Annotated in this window: 22 protein-coding genes; 9 read left to right on the forward strand and 13 right to left on the reverse strand. The window is 42.9% G+C overall.

Annotated features, from left to right (window positions below; translation table 11 throughout):
- The first annotated feature begins 23 nt into the window (after window positions 1-23).
- The 3 genes from IM509_RS09400 to IM509_RS09410 all read left to right on the forward strand — a co-directional run bounded on the left by IM509_RS09400 (window position 24) and on the right by IM509_RS09410 (window position 3,848).
- Complete coding sequence (locus tag IM509_RS09400) at window positions 24-1,784, forward strand: ABC transporter ATP-binding protein/permease (RefSeq protein WP_072923790.1); 1,761 nt, start codon at window positions 24-26, stop codon at window positions 1,782-1,784.
- A gap of 38 nt (window positions 1,785-1,822) precedes the next feature.
- Complete coding sequence (locus tag IM509_RS09405; RefSeq protein WP_185237543.1) at window positions 1,823-2,836, forward strand: hydroxyacid dehydrogenase; 1,014 nt, start codon at window positions 1,823-1,825, stop codon at window positions 2,834-2,836.
- A 76-nt stretch (window positions 2,837-2,912) separates the two neighbouring features.
- Window positions 2,913-3,848, forward strand: coding sequence for a class I SAM-dependent methyltransferase (locus tag IM509_RS09410; RefSeq protein ID WP_185237544.1), 936 nt, complete (start codon window positions 2,913-2,915; stop codon window positions 3,846-3,848).
- A 571-nt stretch (window positions 3,849-4,419) separates the two neighbouring features.
- On the opposite strand, the gene dnaN is transcribed toward IM509_RS09410, so the two are convergent.
- Window positions 4,420-5,568: a DNA polymerase III subunit beta gene (dnaN, locus tag IM509_RS09415; protein ID WP_002739977.1), complete on the reverse strand. Its 1,149-nt coding sequence runs from the start codon at window positions 5,566-5,568 to the stop codon at window positions 4,420-4,422.
- Between the two features lie 403 nt (window positions 5,569-5,971).
- On the opposite strand from dnaN, the gene hemL reads away from it, so the two are divergent.
- Both hemL and IM509_RS09425 read left to right on the forward strand, forming a co-directional pair.
- Entirely contained in the window at window positions 5,972-7,273 is a 1,302-nt protein-coding gene (gene hemL, locus IM509_RS09420; RefSeq protein WP_072923782.1) for a glutamate-1-semialdehyde 2,1-aminomutase, read from the forward strand.
- 526 nt (window positions 7,274-7,799) lie between these two features.
- A complete protein-coding gene (locus IM509_RS09425; RefSeq protein WP_185237545.1) occupies window positions 7,800-8,180 on the forward strand; it encodes a DUF1830 domain-containing protein in 381 nt (126 codons plus the stop codon).
- An 8-nt stretch (window positions 8,181-8,188) separates the two neighbouring features.
- On the opposite strand, the gene IM509_RS09430 is transcribed toward IM509_RS09425, so the two are convergent.
- Window positions 8,189-10,816 carry a chloride channel protein gene (locus IM509_RS09430; protein WP_185237546.1) on the reverse strand — a complete coding sequence of 876 codons (2,628 nt, stop codon included), beginning with the start codon at window positions 10,814-10,816 and terminating at the stop codon, window positions 8,189-8,191.
- Between the two features lie 236 nt (window positions 10,817-11,052).
- Between IM509_RS09430 and IM509_RS09435 the strand changes: the two genes are divergently transcribed.
- Window positions 11,053-11,622, forward strand: a complete 570-nt coding sequence (locus tag IM509_RS09435; RefSeq protein ID WP_052277935.1) for an IS607 family transposase — start codon at window positions 11,053-11,055, stop codon at window positions 11,620-11,622.
- A 158-nt stretch (window positions 11,623-11,780) separates the two neighbouring features.
- On the opposite strand, the gene IM509_RS09440 is transcribed toward IM509_RS09435, so the two are convergent.
- The gene (locus IM509_RS09440) at window positions 11,781-12,371 is read right to left on the reverse strand and encodes a Uma2 family endonuclease (protein WP_272079412.1); all 591 of its coding nucleotides are present in this window, start codon (window positions 12,369-12,371) and stop codon (window positions 11,781-11,783) included.
- 175 nt (window positions 12,372-12,546) lie between these two features.
- On the opposite strand from IM509_RS09440, the gene IM509_RS09445 reads away from it, so the two are divergent.
- Window positions 12,547-12,669 carry a hypothetical protein gene (locus IM509_RS09445; protein ID WP_256380717.1) on the forward strand — a complete coding sequence of 41 codons (123 nt, stop codon included), beginning with the start codon at window positions 12,547-12,549 and terminating at the stop codon, window positions 12,667-12,669.
- Here IM509_RS09445 and IM509_RS09450 read toward each other — a convergent pair.
- Both IM509_RS09450 and IM509_RS09455 read right to left on the reverse strand, forming a co-directional pair.
- Entirely contained in the window at window positions 12,666-13,058 is a 393-nt protein-coding gene (locus IM509_RS09450) for a type II toxin-antitoxin system death-on-curing family toxin (protein WP_004161699.1), read from the reverse strand. The two genes, IM509_RS09445 and IM509_RS09450, sit on opposite strands and share 4 nt — an antisense overlap.
- Entirely contained in the window at window positions 13,055-13,279 is a 225-nt protein-coding gene (locus tag IM509_RS09455) for an AbrB/MazE/SpoVT family DNA-binding domain-containing protein (RefSeq protein WP_052277937.1), read from the reverse strand. The genes IM509_RS09450 and IM509_RS09455 overlap by 4 nt, the downstream gene beginning before the upstream one ends.
- A 69-nt stretch (window positions 13,280-13,348) precedes the next feature.
- Between IM509_RS09455 and IM509_RS09460 the strand changes: the two genes are divergently transcribed.
- The gene (locus IM509_RS09460; RefSeq protein WP_052277938.1) at window positions 13,349-13,633 is read left to right on the forward strand and encodes a hypothetical protein; all 285 of its coding nucleotides are present in this window, start codon (window positions 13,349-13,351) and stop codon (window positions 13,631-13,633) included.
- Window positions 13,634-13,703: 70 nt separating this feature from the next.
- On the forward strand, window positions 13,704-15,260 hold the full coding sequence (locus IM509_RS09465; RefSeq protein WP_272079413.1) for an AAA-like domain-containing protein: 1,557 nt from the start codon (window positions 13,704-13,706) through the stop codon (window positions 15,258-15,260).
- Window positions 15,261-15,403: 143 nt separating this feature from the next.
- Here the strand turns inward: IM509_RS09465 and IM509_RS09470 are convergent, their stop codons facing one another.
- From IM509_RS09470 to minD, 8 genes are all read right to left on the reverse strand, one after another.
- A complete protein-coding gene (locus IM509_RS09470) occupies window positions 15,404-15,688 on the reverse strand; it encodes a hypothetical protein (protein ID WP_002764782.1) in 285 nt (94 codons plus the stop codon).
- An 83-nt stretch (window positions 15,689-15,771) separates the two neighbouring features.
- Window positions 15,772-16,068, reverse strand: a complete 297-nt coding sequence (locus IM509_RS09475) for a DUF4164 family protein (RefSeq protein WP_004161694.1) — start codon at window positions 16,066-16,068, stop codon at window positions 15,772-15,774.
- A 67-nt stretch (window positions 16,069-16,135) separates the two neighbouring features.
- Complete coding sequence (locus IM509_RS09480; RefSeq protein WP_081417804.1) at window positions 16,136-17,200, reverse strand: glycosyltransferase family 4 protein; 1,065 nt, start codon at window positions 17,198-17,200, stop codon at window positions 16,136-16,138.
- Window positions 17,201-17,278: 78 nt separating this feature from the next.
- Window positions 17,279-18,562, reverse strand: a complete 1,284-nt coding sequence (glyA, locus tag IM509_RS09485) for a serine hydroxymethyltransferase (RefSeq protein WP_072923634.1) — start codon at window positions 18,560-18,562, stop codon at window positions 17,279-17,281.
- 444 nt (window positions 18,563-19,006) lie between these two features.
- On the reverse strand, window positions 19,007-22,063 hold the full coding sequence (gene ppc / locus IM509_RS09490) for a phosphoenolpyruvate carboxylase (protein WP_004161692.1): 3,057 nt from the start codon (window positions 22,061-22,063) through the stop codon (window positions 19,007-19,009).
- 392 nt (window positions 22,064-22,455) lie between these two features.
- A complete protein-coding gene (locus IM509_RS09495) occupies window positions 22,456-22,644 on the reverse strand; it encodes a hypothetical protein (RefSeq protein ID WP_004161691.1) in 189 nt (62 codons plus the stop codon).
- Window positions 22,641-22,928, reverse strand: a complete 288-nt coding sequence (minE, locus tag IM509_RS09500) for a cell division topological specificity factor MinE (protein WP_002764792.1) — start codon at window positions 22,926-22,928, stop codon at window positions 22,641-22,643. The genes IM509_RS09495 and minE overlap by 4 nt, the downstream gene beginning before the upstream one ends.
- A gap of 29 nt (window positions 22,929-22,957) precedes the next feature.
- Window positions 22,958-23,758 (reverse strand): septum site-determining protein MinD, encoded by an 801-nt coding sequence (gene minD / locus IM509_RS09505; protein ID WP_002764793.1) that lies wholly within the window; start codon window positions 23,756-23,758, stop codon window positions 22,958-22,960.
- Between the last annotated feature and the right edge of the window lie 137 nt (window positions 23,759-23,895).

Raw genomic sequence — 23,895 nt, forward strand, 5'->3', positions numbered from 1 at the left:
AAAAGTTAACCTATATTAAAACTATGCAAACTACATTTTTTCAACAAGAAACCGTAAAAAGCTCTCATCAATTTTTTGACAATCTGAAATTGATTGCCGGTCCTTACTGGTATCCAACTGATCCTAAAGAAGGAAGAAAATTTTCCGAGGTAATAAGTTCATGGGGAATGCTGTTTCTCCTCCTTTTAGTAATTGTTGGACTGGTTGCCTCTAATGCAGTTAATAGCTTCGTTAATCGCTATTTGGTTGATGTTATTATTCAAGATAAAAATGCCTCTAAGTTTCTGACAATTTTATTATTCTATGGCTTAGGATTACTTTTAATTACCCTGTTTACTGCATTTTCTAAATTTGTTAAAAAAAGAATTATTCTGGATTGGTATGAATGGCTAAATCAGCAGGTTATTACCCAATATTTGAGTGATCGCGCCTATTATAAAATTAATTTTAGATCCGATGTGGATAATCCGGATCAAAGGATAGCTCAAGAAATAGAACCCATTGCTAGAAATGCTGTTAATTTTGGTGCTGTTTTATTAGAAAAAGTCTTAGAAATGACGACTTTTTTAGTAATTCTTTTTTCGATTTCTCGACTAGCCGCCTTGATTTTAGTGGCTTATACAATTGTCGGCAACCTAATTGCTGTTTATTTAAGTCGAGAATTAGATAAGATTAGTCAAGAAGAATTGGAATCCAAAGCTAATTACACCTACACTTTAACTCATGTTCGGAATCATGCTGAATCTATTGCCTTTTTTCAAGGCGAAAATCAAGAGTTGAAAATCATTCAACGTCGATTTAATAATCTCGTCAGAAATTCTCTCAGTAAGATTGATTGGGAGAGAAATCAAGACATTTTTAGTCGAGGTTATCGCTCAGTTATTCAAATATTTCCCTTTGTCGTCTTTGCTCCAGCCTATATTCGGGGGGAAATTGATTTCGGACAAGTTAATCAGGCTATTATTGCTTGCAGTATGTTTGCTAATGGTTTTTCTGAGTTAATCCTTGAATTTGGTTCTTTGGGCAGATTTTCCAGTTATGTTGAGCGTCTATCTGAATTTTCGTCGGCCTTAGAAGAAATGCGCCAACAACCCAAGGATGCTAGTACCATTAAAACCCTTGAACAAAATCAGATCAAGTTTGAGGATGTTACTTTACAAACACCGGATTATGAAAAGGTAATTGTTCAACATTTATCACTATCTATCGAACCAGGCGAAGGTTTATTAATTGTCGGACCGAGTGGACGAGGTAAAAGTTCTCTATTAAGAGCTATTGCTGGCTTATGGAATGCAGGAACTGGTTGTTTAAAACGACCTCCCTTAGAACAATTTCTCTTTTTACCTCAACGTCCTTATATTATTTTAGGAACTCTCAGAGAACAGTTACTTTATCCTAAAACAACCCGTGAAATGACCGATGGAGAACTTGAATCCGTTTTACAACAAGTTAATCTTCAAAATATAGCCACAAAAGTTCATGGCTTTGATGCGGAAGTTCCCTGGGAAAATATATTATCTTTAGGAGAACAACAACGCCTTGCTTTTGCCCGATTGTTAGTAACCCATCCCCGCTATGTAATCTTAGATGAAGCCACAAGTGCTTTAGATTTGAACAACGAACAAACCTTATATCACCAGTTACAAAAAGCACAGACAACTTTTATTAGCGTAGGTCATCGAGAAAGTTTATTTAAGTATCATCAATGGGTCTTAGAACTTTTAGAGGATTCTAGTTGGCGACTTGTTTCCATAGATGATTATCGAGCCTCAAAATCTCTGTAACTGTTTCATTGCTAAAACTCAATTTAGGAAAAATTACGATGACTACTACTTCACCAAAAACTCTGACTATGGATATTCAAAAACACAGGGTTCTTTTAATCGGAAAAATGTATGATGAAGCGGGGCAAAAACTTCTTGAAGAATCTACTAATATAGAGATCTTGTCCAACCCTACACTGGATAAAATTAATGAGGCCATTCAAGAAGTATCTGGCGTATTTGTGCGTTATCCTAATAAGTTAGAGGCTTCATCAATCCGATTAGCAAAACAATTAAAAGTAATTAGTACCTCTGGATTTGGCACAGATTCTATTGATATTATGGCAGCAACAGAACAGGGGGTTATCGTTGTTAATAATCCCGGAATGTCAACTACAGCTGTAGCAGAACACACCTTATCTATGATTTTAGCCCTTGCCAAAAAGCTCCCTTTTTTAGATCATTGTGTGAAAAAGGGTAACTATTTAATTCGCAATCAGATGCAACCGATTCAACTCGAAAACAAGACCCTTGGTATTGTAGGTTTAGGAAGAATTGGTACTCTGGTGGCTCACAAATGTAACCTAGCACTGGGGATGAGAGTATTAGCTTATGATCCCTATGTTCCAGCCAGCAAAGCGGAGACAGTAGGAGCAACTTTGTTCAAAGATTTAGATGTTCTTCTGGCTGAATCGGACTTTGTTTCTTTGCATACTGAACTAACAAGTGAAACGCGGGAAATGTTTAATATCTCAGTTTTTAAAAAGATGAAACCAACAGCTTTTTTAATTAATACCTCCCGGGGAAAAGTCGTTTGTGAAAAGGATTTAGGGATCGCCCTTAATCAAAAATTGATAGCTGGATGCGCCCTCGATGTCTTTGAACCAGAACCGCCGGCTTTAGATAATCCTTTATATAATTTTGAGAATGTCATTCTCTCACCTCATTTAGCCGGAGTAACCCCTGAAGCGAGTCTAGCGGCTGCTGTTTCGGCGGCGAATCAAATATTACAAGTGCTTCGGGGAGAGAAGCCTCCTTATATGATTAATCCGGAGGTGTGGAATCTTTTTTAAAGCATCTAGAGAATCTCAGGGATTCGGTTAATTAAAAATGGCAATATTTCTGCAAAATCCTTAGGAGGATAATAATTTGGAAAACATCGGCAAAATTCCCCTCAAAGATGAATGGCGTAATCGCTGGGCAACCATCAAACAATTTATCCTTAATCCAGCTCGAGAAATGGCGTTTTTGCAAGATCAGTTTCAAGTTTCTGAACTGTATACTAATATAGCGAAACGCGATCCTCATCTTCATGATCCTAATTTTCCCCAATGGCTTAATTTTGGTTATTGGAAAGAAGAAACAACTTATAACGGAGCTTGTGCCGCTTTAGCGCGTAAATTAGCCGAAGTAGCCGAACTTAAAGCCGGAGATCACCTTTTAGATGTGGGTTTCGGTTTTGCTGAACAGGATTTACTCTGGGTAAGAGAAAACAATGTTAGCTCAATTATTGGTCTAAATACAACTGAGTTACAAGTAGAAATTGCTCAAGAAAGAGTAGCTAAAGCAGGGTTATCGGACAGGATAAAACTTCAAGTCGGCTCGGCTACTCAAATCCCCTTTCATGAGAATTATTTTGATAAGTTGACTGCTTTAGAATGTGCTTTTCATTTTGACACTCGTGAGGATTTTTTTGCAGAAGCTTTTCGAGTTTTGCAGCCCGGTGGAAGGTTGGCTATAGCGGATTGTTTGCCTAGAGTGGGTCGAGAAATTAACTTCTGGCTGCGGGTTAATAGTAAGAAAATGTGTATTCCCTTTCCTAATCAATACGACCGACATATTTATGTAGAAAAACTCAAAAAGCATGGATTTGTTAATATCCAAGCTTTATCTATTAGTGAATATGTTTGGCCGGCAATGGTTCATTATTTTGCCCAGATTAGCCAAGGAATTAGTAAGCATGATTTAGTTATCGATCTCCAGAAAGATAACCCAGGACTCGAAGCTTGGTCAAGAAATCGGGGTTGGTTTATGGCGTTTGATGATTATCTTTTGTTTTCGGCAGAAAAGCCTAAATTAAACTGAGTTCGGTTTAAGCAGATTGATGTAAAACCCAGTCCATAGATAGGGGGGACTTCTTGTTAGCGATCGCCTATTAATCAAGGAGTTGAGAATCTAGAATTGGCCAAGGTTTTCTAACAGTCTCTTCTATAGCGTTATCCCGAACGCAGGTTAAGCTAGAAATAGCTAGTCACACCCCAGATGTAGGGCTGATTCATTCTCTCTTATGTCATTCTCTCAACTCCTTATCTGGTAACGTTTTTAGTCGATTTCTCGGAAATACATAGCTGAAAATTTGTCAAAACGTCGTGCTTTGTAGGTTGATTCATGAATCAACCTACTATGAGAGCAAAAACCGGTACTCCCCTGCTCCCTAACTTACCTCGTAAGCGATTAAAGGTAGCAAAAAAAAGAAGTAGATTCGGAGAATGAATTAGCCCTAGTATTAAGGAGGGATCGACACCCCCCTTATCAAGGGGGGATTAAGGGGGTATCGACACCAAAATCTATCTTCAATTTAATTATAACCAGCTACTTACAATCCAGTGCTTGGGATAGGTTAAAAACAAATCCCACGGTTCCGATTAAGTCAGAATTACTGACGAATTTGTACCGGCATCACCAAATAGGTCATCTTTAAACCTCCCAAGGGGGTAAAAATAACCGGTTGGGTACTAGCATTTAACTGCATTTGGATATCATTATTAGGTAAAGCCTTCAAACCGTCCATCAAATATTTAACATTAAAGGCAATATCGCCACTTTCTCCCTGAATTTCTGCCGCCATGGACTCTTTGGCGCTACCTAAATCAGGAGATTCCACCGCTAGGGATAAACGGTCATTTTCGCTATCGAGACTAAACTTGACTAAATTATTCTTTTGGTCCGATAAAACCGCCACTAATTCCAAACAACGGATTAATTGTTTGCGGTCTAAAACCAAAGAACGCTCGAAGGATTTAGGAATTAACTGATTATAAGTGGGATAGGCCCCTTCTAACTTACGACTGGTTAACCTCTGTTCCCCCATTTCAAAGATGACTTGAGAATCATCCACGTGCAGAGTAATAGTCTCGATATTTTGTTTTGTTGCCATCATTCTTTCCAATTCGCGCAGGGCCCGGGCCGGAATGGTGACATTAAAGCCACCAGAGGCACTTTCCACCTCCTCTAGGGGAGTTTGTACCACCGCTAAACGATGACCGTCTGTAGCGGCAAATTCTAGACAATCGACGGTTTTAGTTAAATGTACCCCCGTCAACACCTGTTTAGTTTCATCACCACTAGCGGCAAACAACGCACCTTTTAGTCCCTCTGTCAAGGCAACTATAGGTAAATTAACAATTTCCCCATCGGCCACCGTAGGTAATTCTGGGAACTCATCGGCCTTCATGCCGCGAATTTGGAACTGTGCCGAGGCAGTTTTCAGGAAAGCGAGACTATGCTCCTCATCATTCTCGTTTTCTTCCACAGAGATGGTGATTTCCCCCTCTCCCAAACGAGAGACAATATCGTTAAGTAATTTTGCCGGCAGGGTAATCTTGCCCCCTTCCACCACCTCGGCCCGAAAACTGGTGCGAATCCCTAAACTCAAATCAAAAGCAGTCAGGCTAATTTCGCCCTTTTCCTCATCGGCACAAAAGAGAACATTGCCCAACACCGGATGGGTAGGACGACTGGCAACGGCCCGACTAACTAGGGATAAATTGCTGTTGAGTTCGCTTTGACTACTGGTAAATTTCATGGCAGGAATAGTTTTTTTGTACGCTAAGAAATAATAGCAAGAATTCCCCTGTGGAAAATCTGTGGAAAACCGGAGCTTTTTTCGATCGCTCTTTCTGGGCTAAAATCTATCAATAGCAATAACTTCGCCCATTGCTAGGTTTTTACTGCAATTCTGAAAAGATTGTGGAAAAATTGTCAAAAGTGAAATTTTTGCCCTTTCTCAGCCAATTACATCAGCTGTTAACCATCAAGCTATAAGTCAAGAAGAGCGAGACTTGAGCCGACCAGCGCTCTTCCTAGGGAAAAATTGCGTCAAATGTAGGCCAGTGATCTTTAAAATGGAACAAGCAGCAGGAAGTTAACAAAACAAAGCTCCGGGCATTCCCCGAAACCGATAGACTCAAATAGACAAGGAGACAGGATTGGTTAGCACATCTTCGTATCAAACAACAAAATCGAAAGAAATCTTTACAGCCGCTCAAAAATTAATGCCGGGGGGTGTAAGTTCCCCCGTGCGGGCCTTTAAATCCGTCGGTGGTCAACCCATCGTTTTTGAAAGCGTCAAAGGGGCCTATATTCGCGACGTGGACGGTAACGAATACATCGACTATGTGGGAACTTGGGGGCCGGCTATCTGTGGTCATGCCCATCCCGAAGTGATTGCCGCCCTACACGATGCCCTAGACAAAGGAACCAGTTTTGGCGCTCCCTGTGTCCAGGAAAATATTCTCGCTGAAATGGTGATTGATGCCGTTCCCAGCATTGAAATGGTGCGTTTTGTCAATTCCGGCACCGAAGCCTGTATGTCCGTCCTGCGCTTAATGCGGGCTTTTACCGGCCGGGATAAAATCATCAAATTCGAGGGCTGTTATCACGGTCACGCCGATATGTTCCTCGTTAAAGCCGGCTCTGGTGTAGCGACCCTGGGCCTACCCGACTCGCCGGGGGTTCCCAAAACCACCACTAACAACACTTTAACCGCCCCCTACAATGACCTGGAAGCGGTAAAAGCCCTCTTTGTCGAAAATCCCGACTCGATTGCCGGGGTGATTTTAGAGCCAGTGGTGGGTAATGCCGGCTTTATCGTGCCGGATGCTGGCTTTTTAGAAGGATTGCGGGAATTAACCAAGGAATACGGGTCCCTATTAATGTTTGATGAGGTAATGACCGGATTCCGCATCGCCTACGGTGGCGCTCAGGAAAAATTCGGCATCACCCCCGATTTAACCACCCTCGGCAAAGTTATCGGCGGTGGGCTGCCAGTGGGGGCCTACGGCGGTCGGGCCGATATTATGGCGATGGTGGCTCCGGCCGGCCCGATGTACCAAGCGGGAACCTTATCCGGCAACCCCCTGGCCATGACGGCGGGAATTAAAACCCTAGAGTTACTCCAGCGCCCCGGCACCTACCAATATCTCGATAAAGTGACCAAATCCTTAACTGAAGGGCTGCTGAAAGTGGCCAGAGATGCTGGTCATAGAGTTTTTGGAGGTCATATCAGTGCCATGTTCGGGATGTTTTTCACTGGCACCCCCGTGCATAACTATGAAGAGGCCAAAAAGGCCGATGTGGCTAAATTCGGTCGTTTTCACCGGGGAATGTTGGAAAGAGGCGTTTATCTAGCTCCTTCCCAGTTTGAAGCTGGTTTTACTTCTTTAGCTCACACAGAGGCCGATATCGAACGGACTTTGGCCGCCGCTCAAGAGGTTTTAGAAAGTTTATAGTTAATACTGCTTCGGCCGGGAAAATCGATTGATAGAGTCCCAAGTATGGATGAGTTGACATTTCCCCGCTTGCAAAAGACGGGGATTCTCAGGGGAAATTTGGCTAGAAACCCCGAACAATCGAGGGATTATTCTCCCCAGCACTGTCAAACCTATCAGTCTAACCACAGGCCGACCCTTTTTAGTCAACCAGATGGAGGAGACCATGAGCAAGCGGTATCTAACTTGACAAAAATTACCTCGGTTTTTATAATCCTGAAACCGTTAACAAAATTGAGCGATAAATAGCCCAGCAAAAAATCAAGAAAAACAGCAAAAAAAACGGGGTTCCCCCCTTGACAAATAGCCAAAACTAGGCATTAGTTAAATTTAATGATTTTTTAATAAAAACCGCTTTCTATCACCAGAAAGAGCGATGGGTAGATTTTTATCAGAGTAATGTAATCATCTTTACAACTATCGGGGATCAAAGGATGTTACGGTGAAGGAGCGATGACAAACCCACTTTAAGATCACCCCAATTGCTATGGCACAGATTCTCGATCCCCTCCCCAACGGCAAGAAAAATAGTATTCTTTGTTGCTATGTCAATGCGACCAGTCATATTCAAATTGTTCGCATCACCAATATTGCTAACTGGTATTTTGAAAGGGTGGTTTTCCCCGGGCAGCGTTTAGTATTTGAGACCCTAGCGGATGCTTTCTTAGAGATTCATACGGGGATGATGGCCAGTGCCATCCTTTCCGATAACATCCCCTGTGAACGCCTTTATATCAGCGATGGGGATGACGATGACTCCGACGGTCAACTAGACGGGGAAATATTCTACCCCCATTCCCTAGAGGAAAGTCAAGGGGCGAAAATTGACAACACCGTACCCTTCAGTTTAACTTTAGCTTCCGCCTAGCTAATAAACTAATCTGATAATTCCCCTCGCACGAGAATCACAGTGCAATTAACCGCACGGGCAATCGTCGAGGGGATATTGCCATTTAAGAACTGATTGAGCAAGCTTTCCCTAGATGCACCCAAAAGCACCAAGGAACAGTCTTCCGATTCTACCAGATTAATTATTGCCTCGGCCGGAGAGGCCGAACGAATCGGTAAAGGCACAATCGGCTGTGCGATCGCTTTCTGTAAAGATGCTTGTAAAACTTCCAAAATAGACAGATCTGGCAGTAAATCCGTCGGAGAATAGATTTTACATAACCAAAGTTTGGGATGATCCGAAGACTCGGACAAAGACAGCAAACTAGGCAATAATGCTAAAGCGCGTTGGGCATTGGGACCGCCGGCGGTGGGAATCAGCCACATCCTTTCCCGATGAGGATCGTTGGGAAAACAATCCTTTGTTCCCAATTTTACCAAGATGGTTTCACAGGGAGCTTGGGCGATCAAAGTATCGACTAAAAACCCAAAAATCGCCCCAGTAGTCGATTTTTCCCCCGTCCAACCCATAATTAATAAATTGCTGTGTCGTTCGCGAATCGTGGCCAAAATCCCTTCGGCGATATCCTGAGCAACGGAAATTTGTGTATGAACAGAGATATTCTGCTGTCGCGCTAATCTTTCCAAACGATGAAGTAATTTGCGTCCTTCCCGCGTATCTACCCGGACTTCCGCCGGAGAACTAAGACGAGGCACAGTAATCACATAGAGACAATCTATCTCATAATTGCGTTCACGGGCGATTGCGGCGGCAATTTTAAACAAAGCGGTAGCGGTGTCGGGATTGGCAATAGGTAATAAAATCCGGCCTATTCCCACGGCCGGGGAACGAGTTTGATAAACCACATAGGAAGGAGTACTGGGTTGGGGCAGTTGACAAACCCCTCCCAATTGATCAGCTTCCACCCGGATAATATCGGTGCGGGTGATGATCCCCACCAGTTTTTGACCATCGGTAACGGGTAAACGGGAAAGCTGATAGCGATTTAAGAGAAATAAAACATCGCTTAAAGCTGCCTGGGGGGCCACAGTAATCGGATTGGGAGTCATGATCTCCCGCAGGACGGTTTGACTGTTTTTTGATCGCCATTTATCCAGATCACTTTGGGTAAAAATCCCCAATAGTCGCCCCTGTTCCACCACGGGAAAACCGCGATGATGGGAACGGGACATAATTTTCACCACTTCCCCCAGGGGTAAATCCGCCGGCAGAATTTCCACCTGGGATTGCATCACATCTATAGCCGACAGATGGGCCAGCACATCATTAGCAGGGGTTTCCTCGTTGAGAATAATACCACTAGCGGAAAGTAAATGCTGATAGAGAGAACCGGGTAGAATGCTTTCGGCAGTGATATAAGAAACGGCACAGGTCAACATCAGGGGCAGCACAACATTAAAATTGTGATGCAGTTCAAAGACAATCACGATCGCCGTTACTGGAACCCTGACTACTCCCGTAAAAAAGGCCCCCATACCGGCTAAAGCATAACTAGGTTCGCTGCCGAAACCCATCATTTTCGTCTCGATTCCCCCCACCAGAAACCCCAAACAGGATCCCAACACCAAAGCGGGGGCGAGGAGTCCTCCCGGTGCGCCAGAACTATAGGAGATCATCGTCAGGAAAAAATAGACCACAAAAGCGAGGGCGGTATTCTGCCAGTTTAATTCCCCTGCCAGCAAAAATTCCCGTAAACCCGTATTATCTCGAAAAAAGTCGGGTAAAAAAGCCACTACCGTTCCCGATAAGCAACTGACCAGACCGATGCGCCAAGCTAAAGATAACCGCCAACGCCGCTGCATCTGACTACAAAAAAGGATGCCTTGATTGAATAAAGCCCCCAATAAGCCCGCTAAAGCCCCCAAAAGGCAATAAATGGGTATTTCTTGGGCAGAGAAGCTAATATTGGCATATTCAGTGATAATCGAGGGGGTATTCTGCAGCATCATCGAAACCACGGCCCCGGTAAAGGAAGCCACGATCGCCGTTTCTAGGGTCATACTGGAAACATCGCGCATTAATTCCTCGATCACAAAGAGGACTCCGGCGATGGGAGTAGTAAAACCGGCCGCTAACCCGGCAGCTGCCCCGGCTGCGATCATCTGACGACGGTGATCGGGACTGGTGGGCAGCCAGACGCTTAATTGGGCTGCTAGGGCTGCTCCGATGTGTACCGTGGGGGCCCGACGACCAAGGGTTAAACCACCGCCAAGGATCAGGATCGCCCCGATCATTTTTACTAGGGCGACGCGCCAAGACAGGGGCAAAGGATATTTAGCTAAGGCCGCTTTTACTTGGGGAATACCACCCCCGGCGGCCGCGGGGGAGAAGTGTTCGACAATCCAGCCGGCGCTGTAACCAAGCAGAAAACCGCCGAGGGGCAAAACTAGGAAAGGAGAGGAATTGGCTACTAGATGCACCCGCCAACCACCTAACCAACCGATGCCCAATTTCAGAATAATAGCGGCAAGGGCGGAGAGAATTCCGATTAAACAGGCTACCAGTAAAGCATAACGACTATCGGTCGCGCTACGTCCGAAGTGTTGGGATTTAAACCACTGATGGAGGTTTTGGTGACGGGCAAAAAGTCCCATAATTATCAGGGAGAATCAAGGCAAGCGAGGATTTATTTAGGGTTCTGATTCCTCGTTTCTTTAATCATAGGCCGTTAAGTTCTGTCACCGTTCACCTTGTTGCTACCAGTGGCCCTAATAGTAGTTTTTCTATCGATGGGCTAGGATCAAAGGTTGTCCCTGTCTTTGAGCGGAGGGTATTGTAAAGTTTCAAGACAAATATTGTCAGATATAGTCAAACATGGCAATATGTGGACATGAAACTATCAGACTATGCAAAAAAAGCAGCAATAAGTTATCGAACGGCTTGGAGATGGTGGAAACAAGGGAATTTAACAGGTTATCAATTGCCTTCTGGTACAATTATCATAACGGATGACAACCATTCAAAACCCGACTTGATAGCTTGCATTTATGCAAGGGTTTCCAGCGCCGAAAATAAAGACAATCTAGATAGACAAGCTGACCGATTAAAAGATTATGCTGTTGCTAGAGGCGACAAAATCTACAAAGTTGTCAAAGAAGTAGGCAGTGGATTAAACGATAATCGCCAACAATTAGCCAAAATTCTAGTTGACCCCAATTATAATGTTTTAATTGTTGAACACAAAGACCGTCTAGCCAGATTGGGGACTAATTATCTAGAAATCTTGTTAAAAAAACTAGATAAAAAAGTGGAGATTGTCAATCAAAGTGAGGATAAGCAAGATGAGTTTATGTCAGATTTAATAGCCATTATCACCTCTTTTTGTTCTCGAATTTACGGATTAAGAAGGTCGAAAAGAAAGACAGAAAAGAGCCTAGCTGAGTTAAAAGACAACGAATAATAATGTTAGTAGCAGAAAGACACATTATCAAGAAAGGACATCCATTTTGGGCTGAGATAGATAATTGATCTTGGCAGTCTAAAAATCTTGACAACTCAGCCAATTATTTAATCCGACATAATCTTTAGATAGGCGGAAAAAATCACCATTTTATATTGTTATGTTGGTTCAATAATTTTGATCCCTGCTCTAAATTCCCGCAGTGCTTGAGCATGATTGTCTATATTAATACAACGCAGCAATAAACCTATATCTAAACTTGGTAAAAGTTGCGATTTACTAACAGCATCATAACCATCATTCCCTAAGCTATAAAACAATAAATCATCATTCATCCAAAACCAAACTTCAGGAATTTGTAACCGTTTGTATGCTTCCAGTTTATCAATCCCTCCACTACTAACAACCACCTCAATCACTAAATCAGGATGTTTTCTATTTGCTCCCAATTCATAAGATTCATCACCTTCTTTTTTAACCTTTTCAAATTCATTTTCTAAGGTGACAGAACCAGTAGGAGTAAAATCTAATCCCAAAAATTCTAAATAAATTTCTAGTAAAGCACCAATACGTTCTTTGATAGTTTCGTGTTTTTTCCTTGGCATTTTTCTAATCTCCAAAACTCCATCTAAAAAAGATAACCTTAACCATCGGCGCTCAATTAGCTGTTCAACAGCTTTAAATTCTCTCCAGGTTAGGTCACTAATTAAAATTGGTTCTGCTTCCCGTTCAATTAGTGTAGTTATCATAATTTAAACCCAAATTTAGAGAGTGAATTTTGATCAATATGATATCATCTAAAAATAGATTATCATAAAAACAGGACTTACGCAAAAAAGACCGAAAGTAGGGGTAACTCATGAATTACCCCTACGCAAGAATAAGGCGTTCAGCCACGTCTTGCGTAAGTCCTAAAAAAACATCATGCAAGCATACAAACTCAAAGGAAAAATTGATCAATCTGGTAAGTTGCTGATTACCGAACCCCTGAATTTACCCCCCAGAAACGTGGAAATTGTAGTTTGGGCAGCCACAGATAACCTTTAATATTTAATAGAATTTTCTTGCAGCCATTCTGATATAGTTTCTTGACTTTCTTGACCGTTTGCTAGTCGTTCCATTATTAAAACAACTTCGGGTTCTGGAACATCCAACGAATATCCATTTAATTCCAGAAAGATAGCCATTACTACGAAAGCTATCCGTTTATTACCATCTATAAAAGCATGATTTTTAGCAAATCCATAACCATAAGCCGCAGCTAAATCAAATATACTGGGTGTAGGTTCACCATAAGCAAATAAATTTTTCGGTCTATCTAAACTAGCTAAAAACAAATTGTTATCTCGCACACCTGCAAGACCACCATGCTGTATTAATTGGTCTTCATGTATAGCTTTAACAATTATTTCATCTAACCAGAAAATTCCATTCATTTCCCTAACTCATGAAGTGCATTTCTGTATTTTGTGCTGACTTTTCTGTAAGCCTCCATTGCTTTCTCAAAATCAGGATTACCAGCAGTTATAATAATACCTGTTGGTGTTTCAGTGACAAATACACTGTCTCCTTCTTGAACTTTAAGTTTTTCTAGGACTTCTTGAGGTAATGTTATAGACAAGTAATTTCCAACTCTACTAATTTTTAAGGTGTACATTTAGTTAATAACCTCCTATTGAGCCAATTTGAGATAATAATATAAAAACAGATTATCATAAAAAACATCATGCAAGCATACAAACTCAAAGGAAAAATTGATCAATCTGGTAAGTTGCTGATTACCGAACCCCTGAATTTACCCCCCAGAAACGTGGAAATTGTAGTTTGGGCAGCCACAGACACCCTTGAGCATACCACAACCCCAACCACTGAACCAGCACCAGAAACACCAAAAAGAAAATCTAGGATCAAAGCATTTCAGGGTTTATTTGAAAATGCCCCTGCCATTCCAGCAGACTTTGATCCAGATCAAGCTAAATGGGAATATTTAAAGGAGAAACATAACCTGTGAAAATCTTGCTTGATACCAACATAATTATAGATAGTGTAAACTTAAAGAGTTCACCTATTACCAAAATTCTATGACTCGCTGGTTTAATATTGCCGGTCCCTGTAAAGACGATATCCACTATATGTTATCTCCCACAGTACGATTACCAGATTTAGAGGAGCTAATTGAACAAGAAAGTTATTTTGTCCTTCATGCACCACGACAAACCGGGAAAACCACCGCTATGTTATCCCTAGCAAAACAACTTACTGATACTGGAAATTATGCCGCAGTCATGGTATCTGTAGAAGTAGGAAGTGCATTTAATCATGATCCTAGTGCCGCAGAATTGGCAATTTTAGGAACTTGGTATAATACAATTCAAGATAGTTTACCTGAAGATTTCCAACCACCTGTTAAACAATGGCAACAGGAAGAACCAGGAAGCAGAATAAAGGCTTTTTTAAGAGGTTGGGCAAAAGCTATCAATCGTCCCATAGTATTATTTATAGATGAAATTGAATCTTTACAAGACCAAACATTAATATCAGTTTTACGACAGTTAAGAGATGGTTTTCCTAACCGTCCAGAAAATTTTCCCTCATCAGTAGGATTAATTGGTTTACGAGATGTGCGAGATTATAAAGTAGCATCGGGAGGTAGTGATAGATTAAATACATCTAGTCCTTTTAATATAAAAGTTGCTTCTCTTACTATGCGAAATTTTAATCTGGCAGAAGTGGGAGAATTATATCAACAACATACAGCAGCAACTGGACAACTTTTTACAACAGAAGCAATAGAAACAGCGTTTAATTTAACCCAAGGACAACCTTGGCTAGTCAATGCTTTAGCTAAAGAAATTGTAGAAAAAATGGTAAAAGATAGAAGTATTACTATTACTAAAAAACATATTTTAACAGCCAAAGAAATATTAATTAATCGTCAGGATACTCATTTAGATAGTTTAGCGGAAAAACTCAGAGAAAAACGAGTTAAAAACATTATTGAACCAATTTTAGCAGGGCAAACCTTACCCGATACCCTAGCAGATGATCGCCAATATTTAATAGATTTAGGATTATTACGACGTGATCCGATGGGGGGATTAGTTATTTCTAACCCCATATATCGTGAAGTTATTCCCCGCGTTTTAGTCCAAGGAACTCAGGACAGTTTACCTTTAATTAGTCCTAGTTGGTTGACAGCAAAAGGTGAATTAAATATAGATGCTTTATTAACAGCATTTCTCAGGTTTTGGCGACAACATGGAGAACCATTATTAAGTAGTGCTGCTTACCATGAAATTGCTCCGCATATAGTATTAATGGCTTTTTTACATCGTGTGGTTAATGGTGGGGGAGTTTTAGAAAGGGAATATGCAATTGGTAGCGATAGAATGGATTTATGTTTGCAGTATAAAGATGTAATTTTAGGGATTGAATTAAAAGTATGGCGGGATAAAAAACGCGATCCGCAAGCTGATGGAATTGAACAATTAGAATCTTATTTAGGACGTTTGGGTTTAGATTTTGGTTGGTTATTTATCTTTGATAGGAGGAAAAATGCTTTACCAATGGAAGAAAGATTATCCACTGAAGTTGTGGTGACAGAAAATCAATATAGAATTACTGTAATTAGGGCTTGAGTTTTATATTTTTTGTTTGACGCAGAGGCACTACAGTCGCAGAGAGGAGAACGGAAAGAGGGATTTTTGCAGATCATTTTTCTCTGTATCCTTGAAAATTGTAGAGTAAACAAATCTGTACGAATTACCATTAGGGATAACTTTTAGGGATTAGGGAAAAAGACGATTTTTCCCAGAATGCCTAGTATTCCTGTCACCAAAATTCCGACAATGCCAAGAAACCCATTAGTGGTAATATTCACCCGTGCATTCAGGTCATCAATACGCTTTTCTATTTCCATAACTTTAGAATCTAGGGCTTTAATATCTCCTCTTATTTCTGATTGTCCTATCTCTAGCTTATTAACATCTCTTTGTAAAGAGTCGATTTTTCCCTCAATCCTTGTCAGGACTGCTTCTAGGGAATAAGTTACGGTTTCGTTAGACATTTTACTAAACTCCTACTTTTGCTGATTTTTTCTCTAATCGACAAGGCATCAAAATTGCCCATAGGTACGACTAAGGATAACTTTTAGGGATTAGGGAAAAAGACGATTTTTCCCAGAATGCCTAGTATTCCTGTCACCAAAATTCCGACAATGCCAAGAAACCCGTTAGTGGTAATATTCACCCGTGCATTCAGGTCGTCAATACGCTTTTCTATTTCCATAACTTTAGAATCTAGGGCTTTAATATCCCCTCTTATTTCTGATTGTCCTATCTCTAGCTTAGTGAGACGCTCATTAACATCTCTTTGTAAAGAGTCGATTTTTCCCTCAATCCTTGTCAGGACTGCTTCTAGGGAATAAGTTACAGTTTCGTTAGACATTTGCTAAACTCCCAGATTTATCCTGCCGCTATCTTAATTATTAATCTTTTTTCTAGTTTAAGATGGCTTACGGTTCACTGCCACGATTGCGCCAGACTTGCCAACCGACGTAACCGAGGAGGAGAGTCGCACCAAAGGCAAAACCCCAACCACTGGGAACATTGGAGAAACCGAGGGCTAAACTGCCCACCCAGAGAGTTAGGGCGTAGATAAATAATACTGTCAGACGGTGAGAGATACCCGCTTCTAGTAAACGGTGGTGTAAATGACGTTTATCAGCCACAAAAGGGGATTTTCCGCGTTTGAGACGGGAAATAATCACCGTGGACATATCGAGGAGAGGAACCGCGAGGATGAGATAGGGTAGTAAGACGGCGGTAACGGCAACGGTAGTCACAGCAGTAGTTTTAGCCAATCCAATCACCGCCACACCCGCCAGGGTAAAACCCATAAAATAGGCCCCACCATCCCCCATAAAAATTTGGGCGGGGTTAAAATTGTAACGCAGAAAACCCAAGGCCCCACCCGCTAAAGCGGCGGCGATAATAGCGGCGGCCGGTTGTCCCATCACCAAAGTTACAACCAAAATCACCACGGCAGATATACCCGAAACTCCCGCCGCTAATCCATCTAAACCGTCAATCCAATTAATCGCGTTAGCCATCCCCACTAACCAGAGGAGAGTAATCGGTAAACTTAGCCAATGAATTTGTAATAAATCGCCGAAGGGAATAGAGAGGAAATCGATCCTCACCCCAGCTTGCCAAGCTAGAAAAGCGACGCTAAACTGCATTACCAGACGATTGAGGGGCGAAAGATTAAAAAGATCATCCGCTAGACCGATGAGAAAAAAGCCCAAACCGCCTAGGGTTACGCCCCACACTTCCCATTCTCGATCGCTGTTTAAACCAGCAAACCCTCCCAACCACCAAACGATCAGGAGGGCAGTTAAAGCGCCGACAAAAATCGAAACTCCCCCCAGTCGAACCATAGGCCTTTCATGGACCTTTCTTTCGTTGGGTTTATCGACGTAACCGCTTTTCAGTCCGACGGTTCTGACGAGGGGGGTACTCCAAAGTACAACGGTATGGGCGATCAGAAAAGCAATTAGATAGTATAAATCTCCGGACATGGGAATTGGGGGGCGATTTAATTCACAATTGGCCACTGACAGGCAATCGCCAATTATGAACTTTTATTATCTCTCTTTTTAGGCCAAGGCGGGGACGGAAATATGGAGATGGGGATAGAGGGGGAAGCTTTCACAGAGTTTCCCTACCCGTTGACGGCAAGCAGTTCCCAGGGCTTCATCACCTGGATTAAGGAGAATATCGGCGATAATGTTGCCAATCTCGATAAATTCCGTTTCTCCTAGTCCTCTGGTGGTCATAGCCGGGGAACCCAAGCGCAGACCACTGGTGACAAAGGGAGACTCGGGATCGAAGGGAACAGTGTTTTTATTAGCGGTAATATTAATGGTACTCACCAAGCGATCGGCTTCTTTCCCGGTCATGCCCACGGATCTTAAATCGAGTAACATCAAGTGATTATCCGTACCATCGGTGACAATTTTAATCCCTCTAGCCTTCAACTGACCGGCCAAAGCTTGGGCATTAGCGATTACTTGGCCCGAATAGATTTTAAACTCCGGTTTCAATGCTTCCCCAAAAGCCACAGCTTTCGCCGCAATCACGTGTTCTAGGGGTCCGCCTTGGGTACCGGGGAAGACGGATTTATCGAATTTTTTGCCTAATTCCTCGTCTTTGGTCATAATTAACCCCCCCCTAGGACCGCGCAGGGTTTTGTGAGTGGTGGTAGTGACCACATGACAGTGGGGTAGGGGGTTAGGATGATGACCAGTGGCCACTAAACCGGCAATATGGGCGATATCTGCCATCAAGTAGGCCCCCACTTCGTCAGCGATGGCGCGGAATTTCTCGAAATCAATCCGGCGCGAGTAGGCAGAATAACCGCAGATAATTAGTTTGGGTTTTTCTTTGCGGGCGATGTCAAGGATGAGATCGTAGTCGAGGAGTTCGGTTTCGGGACTTACTCCGTACTGTACGACTCGGAACCATTTTCCGGAAACGTTAACGGGGGAACCGTGGGTAAGATGACCACCGTGGGAGAGATCCATGCCCATAATCGTATCGCCGGGCTGCAAGAGGGTCAGGAAAACGGCGAAATTAGCTTGGGCGCCGGAGTGGGGTTGTACGTTAGCGTGGTTTGCCCCAAATAGTCGTTTAACCCGATCGATCGCTAATTGTTCCGCTTCGTCAATGTATTCGCAACCGCCATAGTAGCGTTTTTTTGGCAGTCCTTCGGCGTATTTGTTGGTTAAAACCGAACCCTGGGCGGCCATGACGGCAGCCGAGGTAAAGTTTTCACTAGCGATTAATTCTAGGTGATCTCTTTGACGTTGTAGTTCTTTTTGCAAAATCCCTGCGATCGCTGGATCCGTCAGGGATAGTATATCTAAGTTCGTATCAGTCACGGTTACTCGATCCTTTTTTTAACAATTTACCTGTAATCCTTGGGTCACTTTCTCCATTTTGGCACAATCTCTAATCTTCCGACACACCAGTGAGCTTAATTGCCTCTCTTCGGGGTCGCTCATCAATTGTCAACTGTTAGCAGTAAAATCTTCATTTTTAGTCAATAAGTGATAGTAATATTAGCCAATAGAACCCCCCAAAAGCTTGGATTAAGTGATAAAATCGGAAGTAATACTAAATCTGGTTATTAAAGACTGATTATTTATTCCCCTTTTTGCATGAGTGCATGAGTAGAAAACGGGTTTCTCCGAGAAACCCGTTTTCTGTGCGTTACTCAACGTATTTAGTATTCGTAGAAGTTCTACAAAAAGTTGACAAATTTTAAAAATAGGGTGGATTACCTTCAAGATAACCACCCGAAAACTACCATTAATTATCTGTAATCAACCGGTATTTCTCATCCCTGCGGCAATACCATTAATCGTCATTAAAGCGCCCCTTAATAACTCCTCTTTAGAATAGCGGAAATGAATCACACCGGATTGAGCTTGACTATTGTATTGACGTAAACGCTTGAGGAGAGACACCTGTAGGAAACCGAGGGGAACGATCGAACCGTTGCGTAACTGCACCGAGCGCTGTAAATTCGGATCATTATCTAATAAATTTTTCTCGCCGGTGATCTGGAGAACAATCTCGCTAGTGCGATTATATTCCTCTTTGATCCTTTCAAACAGACGTTGAAAACGTTCTCGATCTTCCTGTTTAGAAAGTTCACTGACGTAGTGATAGGCAATCTGTAGATCCACCTTCGATAGAGTCATTTCTGCTTTAGAAATCACCATCTGGAAGAAGGGCCACTTGTGATAAAAATGGCGCAACAATTCTAAATTTCGGTTAGGAGAATCATCGAGAAACATCTGCAAAGCTGTCCCTAAACCATACCAAGCTGGTAAAAGAAAACGGGTTTGAGTCCAACTAAATACCCAGGGAATTGCCCGCAGGGTACTTAAATCCTGTTGACCACTTTTCCGGCGCGCCGGTCGGGAACTAATCTGTAAAAGACTAATTTCAGGAATGGGAGTTACGGACAGAAAGAAGTCTAAAAAGTCCGGTTCTTCATAAATCAAACTGCGATAGGTTTGCCGTGAACGGGTGGCCAACTCCTCCATGATGCGATTCCAGGGTTCGAGATCATCAAAACCACTGCCCAGTAAACTTGCCTGTATGACTGCCGTTACGGCCGTTTCGAGGTTATACAAGGCCAATTCTGGTAAAGAGTATTTCGAGGCTAAAACCTCGCCTTGTTCGGTGATTTTAATGCGACCGTTAATCGTTCCCCGGGGTTGGGCGAGGATAGCGGCGTAGGCAGGTCCACCACCCCGACCGACGGAACCGCCCCGGCCATGAAAAAGACGTAGATCCAAGCCGTATTGTTTAGCGGTTTTTTGTAAAGCCTTCTGGGCCTTATGAATTTCCCAATTACTGCTTAAAAAGCCGGAATCCTTATTACTATCGGAGTAACCCACCATAATCTCCTGTAAATTACCCGGTTCGAGGATGGCCGGTTCCGGGGTCACTTCCTCCCCGTTTAAAGCCCCTAAATGGTCGTAACCGCCGGCTAGGGCTGCCCGGTAGAGGGGCAATTCAAACAAAGTCTGCATGATGCCGGGGGCGTGTTTGAGGTCATCGACGGTTTCAAAGAGGGGAACAATGCGGAGGGAACTGCGGCTAGTGGCAGGGTCGTATAAACCGGCTTCTTGGGCTAATAACAGCACTTCTAGCACATCGCTGGCCTCGTTGGTCATGCTGATAATGTAGGTTTGGCAGATTTCCAGACCGAATTCCCCTTGCAGACTTCTTAAAACTCGCAGGGTTTCAATGGTTTCGCAGGTTCTTTCCGAGAAGGGCATTTCCCGGGGAATTAAGGGGCGACGGGTTTTTAATTCCGCCACTAACCAGGCGATTTTTTCTGATTCGGTTAATTGGCCGTAGGGTTTGGGTAAAACTCCGAGATAGGCGGCGATTTCTTCGATACATTCGGCGTGACGGGTGGATTCTTGCCGAAAATCTAACTGAGTCAGGACAAAGCCAAAAATCTCCACTTGGGCGATCAGTCGATCGAGTTCTTGACAGGAAAGACCGGTTTGCAAGAGACTGCGCTGTAATAGCTGTAATTCGGCTAAAAACTCGGAACCAGAGCGATAGATGTTGGTTTCGTTGAGTTTAGTTAATAACTGTCGTTCTTCCGGATCATTGAGGCGATTATTGCGATCGCGTGTATTTTCCAGACGTTTTTGAATAAAGGCCAATTTGAGGCGATAGGGTTCCTGACGGTAGCGGATTGCTAACTGGCTATAGATTTCGGGCATTTGCTGCTTATCTCTGTCCAGGGAGTCCAGCAACTCCGGCAAGACGTGACACCAGTGCAGGGAGGCACTTAAAATACTGGTCAGGTCGCGAATAGCATCGAGATATTTTTTAATAACGAGATTGCGCTGATAACAGCAGGTTTTCCAGGTGACTTCGGGGGTAACGGAGGGATTGCCATCCCGATCCCCCCCCACCCAAGAACCGAAGCGACAGAAGTTATTTTTCGGCGCTTGTAAACGGGGAAAGGAGGATTGTAGGCTTTGCTGCAGACGCAGGGTTAACTGGGGTAGGGAATCGAAGAGAACTTCATCGAAGTAGTGCAGGGCATAATCCACCTCATCGACGACGGTGGGTTTAAATTGATGTAGTTCATCTGTTCGCCACCAAAAACGAATTTCTTCTTTTAACTGTTTGGTGACTGTTTGTGCTTCTCTGGAGTTAGTTAACCCCATACTGCGAAAGATTTCTTCTGCTTGGTCGAGTTTTTCGAGAATGCCCGAGATGCGGCGCTGTTTAATGCGAATGGTATGACGGACAATTTCCGTGGGGTGGGCCGTGAAAACCAGACGAATATCTAATTGATCGAGAAGACGCTGGATTTCCTGGGGGGGGACGTTCACCTGTTTGAGATAGGGAAATAACCAGTGAAATAGTCCCGATTTTGGGCCGGAGTGATCGGACTCGTTCAGGGTTTTTTCTAGCCAATCAGCCCCGACAATGGTGGCTAAAAGGCTTTTTTGCGGTGGGTCTGTCTTGGGACTTTCGTTTTCTTCCCCGATCACCGTCCGTCGCAGTAGTTGCTGATCCCTTTGTTCGTAGTGTTGTTCGATTATATTTATTAACTGGAAATAGAGGGCAAAAGCGCGGGTAACTTTGATCGCTTCCCCTAGTTCCAAGTCTTCGATCATTTTGGCGATCATTGCTTCCGGACTATCATCGGTCACTTGTCCTTCCTCAGAACAGAGATGGCGCAGTAATTCCAGTAAATCGACTAATTCTTGACCACATTCGGAGACTAAGACTTCTTTCCATAAATCTTCGATTAATTTCAGTCTTTGCTGCAGAAACAGGTTGGAAGTGCTGAAAATATCCTGTTCGGTTTCGGTTGAGGGGACAAGGACGCTCATAATTTCAGTAATCAGTAATCAGTAAACAGTAAACAGTAAACAGTAATCAGTAATCAGTAAACAGTAATCAGTGAAAATAGGGATTAACTGCCTTGAAATGAAAAACTCTATCAAACCAATAACTGATCACTGATCACTGATAGATCGGGATTAAGCTGCCCGCGCATTTAAATTGCTTGTTGAGACGAGGCAAGAGGCAAGAGGCAATAGTAAAGGGATTGGGGGAAATTCAGCTAATCTAAGGATAGGCGGTTAAGATGCGTCTTAGCTTAGTTCTTTAGGGTTGGTCAAAAATGAGATTATATGCCAAAGAATCACATTTTTTCCGATTTTTAACAAAAATTTCACTATTATTGCCTCTTTTCAGGGGGCAAAAGGATTTTTTTCTTGGATTATTGGTCACTGTTGACCGGTAACTGATCGGGAATATTGAGAAGGGGCAAGCGATCGCCGCGAAATAATTCCTCACTTTCCCGGCCCAATTCAATTAACCAATGATTGAGGGAACCCAGGGCCAGATAGGATAAAAGAAAGGGACTGACCGCTAGACTAAGCCAAAGCTCGATCGGTTGAGTTTTCATGGCAATTTCTCGGTTAAAGGACGGCGTTTGATGCGACGAATCGGAAAATTAGCAATCAGGGCTGTAGTTCGTTGGTCACTTTCTAGGAGCAACTCGGTTTCCTCGGTGTCGATATCAAGATAACGACTGACCACTTCTAAGATTTCTTGACGCATCATATTGAGAATTTCGGGACTAAGATCGGCGCGATCATGGGCCAGAATAAGTTTTAAGCGTTTTTTAGCTTGGTCGCCACTTTTGCCCGAACCGCGCCATGCTAGAAGTTTATCGATCAGGTCATTCATAGTAGGTTAAGGGGTTGAGATGAGAGAGTTTAAGGCCCAAACAAGCGACGACGCAGACGAGTAAGAAAACCTTCTTGACCGGCCATTAAATCTAGAAACGGCACATCGCGACCCTGTAAACGCTGGGCAATATTTCTAAAGGCCATGGAGGGGAGAGAGGTCTTCTCCTCTAATACTAATGGTTCCCCTTTATTAGTGGAAATAATAATTCTTTGATCGTCGGGAATAATCCCCAACAGGGGAATTACCAATAAGTCGAGAATGTCCTCGACGCTGATCATCTGGTTAAGTTGGATCATTTCTGGCCGCAGCCGGTTGACAATCAGACGGATACTCTTAATATCCTCGCTTTCTAGTAATCCCACCACGCGATCGGCATCTCTCACCGCCGACATTTCTGGGGTAGTAACTATGATCGCTTCCTGGGCGGCGGCGATCGCATTGCGAAAACCCATTTCAATTCCCGCTGGGCAATCAATCAATACATAGTCGTAACTTTTTGACAATTGGGCGACTAAATCCTTCATTTGATCGGCAGTAATTGCCTCTTTGGTGCGGTTTTGTGCCGCCGGTAATAGAACCAGATTTTCCTGTCTTTTATCCTTAACTAAAGCTTTATCAAGGCTACAATCTCCCGCCACCACATCGAGGGCAGTATAAACGATACGCTGTTCTAATCCTAACAATAAATCGAGATTTCTTAGTCCGAAATCGGCATCGACAAGGGCGACTCGACAGCCCAATTGAGATAAAGCTGAACCTAAGTTCGCCGTTACCGTCGTTTTACCGACTCCTCCCTTTCCCGATGTCACCACAATTACACGAGCCATAATTTATATCAGTTATCAGTTATCAGTTATCAGTTATCAGTTATCAGTTATCAGTTATCAGTTATCAGTTATCAGTTATCAGTTATCAGTTATCAGTTATCAGTTATCAGTTATCAGTTATCAGTTATCAGTTATCA

It is taken from the genome of Microcystis sp. M31BS1, from assembly GCF_020245285.1.
Taxonomy (GTDB): Bacteria; Cyanobacteriota; Cyanobacteriia; order Cyanobacteriales; family Microcystaceae; genus Microcystis; species Microcystis panniformis.